The organism is uncultured Anaerococcus sp. (genome assembly GCF_963510575.1).
In the GTDB taxonomy this organism is placed as follows: Bacteria; Bacillota; Clostridia; order Tissierellales; family Peptoniphilaceae; genus Anaerococcus.
The window spans coordinates 1-5,198 of record NZ_CAUPFR010000110.1 but is presented as its reverse complement, the minus strand read 5'-3'; the positions used below and the strand labels follow the sequence as shown (position 1 = coordinate 5,198).

General features: G+C 35.2%; 3 protein-coding genes. All 3 read left to right on the top strand.

Annotated elements, in window-relative coordinates:
- The coding region (locus RQ907_RS07490; protein ID WP_311492752.1) for a helix-hairpin-helix domain-containing protein at positions 1-222 on the top strand (222 nt) is incomplete at its 5' end.
- Positions 223-224: 2 nt separating this feature from the next.
- Complete coding sequence (gene hprK, locus RQ907_RS07485) at positions 225-1,235, top strand: HPr(Ser) kinase/phosphatase (RefSeq protein WP_311492751.1); 1,011 nt, start codon at positions 225-227, stop codon at positions 1,233-1,235.
- 119 nt (positions 1,236-1,354) lie between these two features.
- Entirely contained in the window at positions 1,355-4,879 is a 3,525-nt protein-coding gene (gene nifJ / locus RQ907_RS07480; RefSeq protein ID WP_311492750.1) for a pyruvate:ferredoxin (flavodoxin) oxidoreductase, read from the top strand.
- Positions 4,880-5,198 lie beyond the last annotated feature (319 nt).

The following is a 5,198-nucleotide window of genomic DNA, read 5'->3' as shown; positions in this document are numbered from 1 at the left end:
TTTGACATAAATTACCACAGAACATTGATGAGAAAGACTATGAAAAAATCTGAGCTTGATGAAATTAAGGGTGTGGGTAAAAAGACTAAGGCTAATCTTTATGAACATTTTAAGACGATTTCCAATATAAAAAAGGCGAGTGTTAAAGAACTTATGGAAGTTCCTCTTGTAGGTAAAGAAGCAGCGCTTGAAATATATAAATATTTTAGGCTGAAAGGATAATTATGACAGAAGTTTATGATATCAATGATAATAGTGAAGAAATAAGTGAAGTTAATACAGGTGCAGGTAAAAAAACTATAAATCTTTATAAGGTTGTTGAAAATTTAGGACTTGAAATTATAAGTTCTTCGACAGATTATAAAGAAATAGTTCTTGAAAATGCTGATGTGAATAGACCGGGTTTGCAGTTAACTGGTTATATGGAAGATTTTCCTTATAAAAGGCTTCAGGTTATAGGTTCTGTTGAATATAACTACCTAACAAGTCTTGATAGTAAGATGCAATATGAGAGATTTAGAGGGATTTTATCCTATGATATACCAGCTGTAATATTTTCTTCTAATAGAGAAATAAATGAAGATATAGTTGACCTTGCAAGGTATTATAATATAACACTTTTGAGGTCGCCTGCCAAGACTACAAAACTAATTTCAGACATTTCTGATCAACTAGAATACCAATTAGCTCCTTCTACCAATGTTCACGGAGAACTTCTTGAAGTATATGGTGTTGGTGTTTTAATTATGGGCAAGTCTTCTGTAGGAAAGTCAGAAACAGCATTGGAGCTTGTAAACAGAGGTCATAGGCTTGTAGCAGATGATATGGTTGATATAACTGCTATTGATAAAAAGATTATAGGAGAATCACCAGAAAATATTAGACACTTTATGGAATTAAGGGGTTTGGGTATTATAAATGTTCGTAGATTATATGGTTCAGGTGCAATTAAATTGCAAGCAGAAGTAGATATGGTTATAGAACTTGAGCAATGGAAGGATGATTACGAATACGATAGGTTGGGTATTGATGAGCACTATATCGAACTTTTGGGAATAAAACTTCCTCACCTTGTTGTACCAGTAAGGGCTGGTAGAAATATTGCTTTAATAATAGAAGTAGCTGCAATGAATCAGAGAGAAAAGGCCTTTGGTTATAATGCTGCGAGAATTATGACTGATAGCATTTTCCATCCAGAAAGGTTAGAAGGCGATGCTGAAAAAATAGGGGATTAATCCCTATTTTTTTGTTGCAAAAATATTTGTCAAGGATAACTTTTTCCTATATAATTAAATTAGAAGTAAATAAGTCTGTGAAAATAGATTTATCAATAAGAATAGAGAGGAAGGTAAAAATGACTATTAAGAGAGCTAAGAAAACTATGGATGGAAATACGGCAGCGGCACATATTTCCTATGCTTTTACTGAGGTAGCAACTATATTTCCTATTACGCCTTCATCACCAATGCCAGAATGCGTTGATGTGTGGGCAGCAAATGGTAGAAAAAATATATTTGGTAAAGAAGTTATTGTTAAAGAAATGGAATCTGAAGGTGGAGCTGCTGGCGCTATGCACGGTTCACTTGGAGCTGGTGCCCTAACTACTACATATACATCTAGCCAGGGTTTATTACTAATGATTCCAAACCTTTATAAAATTGCAGGCGAAAGATTACCTGGTGTATTTCATGTTGCAGCAAGGACTATTGCCACCCATGCCTTATCAATATATGGCGATCATTCAGATGTCATGAGCGTTAGACAAACTGGTGTTGCTATGATGGCAGCAAATTCGGTACAAGAAGTAATGGATTTGGGAGCTGTTGCCCATTTATCAGCAATTAAATCCAGACTTCCATTTTTACAATTTTTTGATGGCTTTAGGACAAGTCACGAAATTCAAAAAATTGATGTATGGGATTATAAAGACCTTGCACCCCTTGTTGATTATGACCAAGTAAGAAAATTTAAAAATACATCATTAAATCCTGAAAGACCTAAAACGATGGGAACTGCCCAAAAGAATATTTTCTTCCAAGCCACTGAAGCTTCGAATAGGATTTACGAAAAGGTTCCTGGCATAGTTGAAGAATATATGAATAAGATTAATGAATTGATTGGTACAAATTATGGACTTTTCAATTATTATGGCGCTCCAGATGCGGAAAGAGTCCTTATTGCTATGGGTTCTGTATGCCAGACTATTAGAGAGACTATAGATAAATTAAGAGAAAATGATGAAAAAGTAGGCTTGGTCGAAGTTCACTTATTTAGACCTTTTTCTAAAGGCCATCTACTTAAGGTCCTACCAAAAACAGTTAAGAGGATAGGCGTACTTGATAGGACTAAGGAAAAGGGAGCGGATGGCGAACCTTTATACAAAGATGTTGTCACAGCCTTCTATGATGAAAAAAATAAACCTGAAATTATTGGTGGCAGGTTTGGTCTTGGATCTAAGGATACAATTCCAGCTGATATCGAAGCAGCATTTATCAACCTTAAAGGTGAGATGAAAAAAGATTTCACTCTAGCTATCCACGATGATGTCACAAATAAATCGCTTGAAAGAACTGGATTGAGAATTAGGCATGAAGGCGAATCAAGATGCAAGTTTTGGGGCTTTGGCTCAGATGGTACAGTAGGAGCGAATAAGGAAGCAATCAAAATCATAGGTGATAATACTGACATGTATGTTCAAGCATATTTTGATTACGATTCTAAAAAATCTGGTGGGTTAACTGTATCTCATTTAAGGTTTGGTAAGGAACCTATCCTATCAACTTACTTATTGGATGAAGCGGATTTCATTTCTTGCTCAAAACAAGCCTATGTTTTCAATTATGACCTTCTTGCAGGACTTAAAGATGAAGGGGTTTTCTTGCTTAATACAGTTTGGCCAAAAGAAGAATTAGAAGTACGTTTGCCAGGAACTATGAAAAGATATCTTGCTAAACATAAGATAAACTTTTACATAATTGATGCCAGCCATATAGCAGAAGAAATAGGACTTGGTTCTAGGACAAACATGATCATGCAATCTGCATTTTTCAACCTAACCAAAGTAATAGATACCGATGACGCTATGAAGTACCTTAAAGATTCTATTGTCAAAGCTTATGGTCATAAGGGTGAAGATATAGTTGCTATGAATTTTAAGGCTGTTGATATGGGTGCAAGCGCATATGAAAAAATTGAGATTCCAGAAGAGTGGGCAAGTGCAGAGGATGAGGTTAAGGAAGAAGTAAAACTACCTGACTTTATAAAAAATATTGTAAAACCAATGGAAGAACAAAAAGAAGATGAAATCCCTGTTTCTGCCTTCAAAGATATAGACAATGGTGCGTGGGAAACTGCTACCACCCAATATGAAAAGAGGGGAGTAGCCTTAAATGTTCCTGAATGGCAAATTGATAAGTGTATCCAGTGTAACCAATGTTCTTTTGTTTGCCCACACGCAGTAATTAGACCATTCCTAGTAACAGAGGAAGAAAAAGCTAAGTCGCCAGTTGGATTTGAAACAAAGAAGGCAATAGGTAAGGGATTAGATGGTTACGACTTTAGAATCCAAATTTCACCACTAGATTGTACAGGATGTGGTAACTGTGCCGACGTTTGTCCAGCGCCCGAAAAAGCTCTATTAATGAAACCTTTTGAAGTAGAGGTTGAAAAAGAAAGAGACAATTGGACCTATGCCCATGAAGTTGTAGGTTACAAAGAAAATTTAATGGATGATTCTTCAGTAAAAGGCAGTCAGTTTAAGAGACCTTTGTTAGAATTTTCTGGAGCATGTGCTGGTTGTGGCGAGACTCCATACGCAACAGTAATTACACAATTATTTGGAGATAGGATGCTTATTGCGAACGCTTCAGGATGTTCATCAATTTGGGGAGCAAGTGCACCTTCAGTTTCTTATGCTAAAAATTCTGAGGGAAAAGGTCCATCATGGGCAAATTCCTTATTTGAAGATAATGCTGAGTACGGTTATGGTATGAAATTAGCAACTGACTCTAATAAATATCTATTAGAAGCATATATGAAAAACTTCCTAGACCTTAACTTGGAAACACCATTTAACGAAGCTTTTAAAAACTGGATAGAAAATAAAGACGATGTAAGGGGATCAAAATTAGCTACAGCTGAAATATTAAAATTAAAAGATGAGAGAGTTGATAATGAAGAGGCTAGCAATTTATTAGAAAAAATATACGATTTAAAAGATTATCTCATTAAAAAATCTGTATGGATTTTTGGTGGCGATGGTTGGTCTTATGATATTGGATATGGTGGAGTTGACCATGTTCTAGCTAGTGGTGAAGATATAAATATCCTAGTCTTTGATACTGAAGTATATTCAAACACCGGTGGCCAATCTTCTAAAGCAACACCACTTGCAGCTGTTGCACAATTTGCTGCCTCAGGCAAAAAAGTAAGAAAAAAAGACCTAGGTCTAATGTTATCAACCTACGGATACATCTATGTTGCACAAGTGGCTATGGGTGCAAATCAAAACCAATGCTTAAAAGCTATGAGAGAGGCAGAAAGCTATGATGGTCCATCAATCATTATAGCTTACGCTCCATGTATAAATCATGGTATAAGAATAGGTATGGGTAAATCACAATATAGAGAAAAACAGGCGGTAGAAGCAGGATATTGGCATTTATGGAGGTATGACCCAAGACTTGAAGACGAAGGAAAGAATCCATTCCAATTAGATTCTAAAGAACCGACTTCATCCTTCCAGGAATTTATCCAAGGAGAAGTAAGGTATTCTTCACTAAAGAGGTCTTTCCCAGAAACAGCCGACCAACTCTATGAAGAAGCCGAAAAAGCTGCAAAGGCAAGGTATAATACCTACAAGAGACTTGCAGGAAAATAATTTCATAAAAGAAGCGGGCAAATGCTTGCTTCTTTTTTCGCTTATTTACAACTTTAGAGAAATAAAATTTTATACAAGTTAGAATAAGTTAGGAGTATATTTATTCATATATTTATGTTTCATAAGCTTTTTGAAAGATATGAATGGATAAATTACGATATTAATGGAAGGATGGAGATTGACAAAAAATAAGCTATATGAATAAAAAATGAAAATATTTTCTCCGAGTCTTGACAAAGAGTAAAAATATAATTATACTAATAGTAGTGTTAACGATAATTGCTTATAATTATTTTAGGAGGTCTAGATGACAATTACT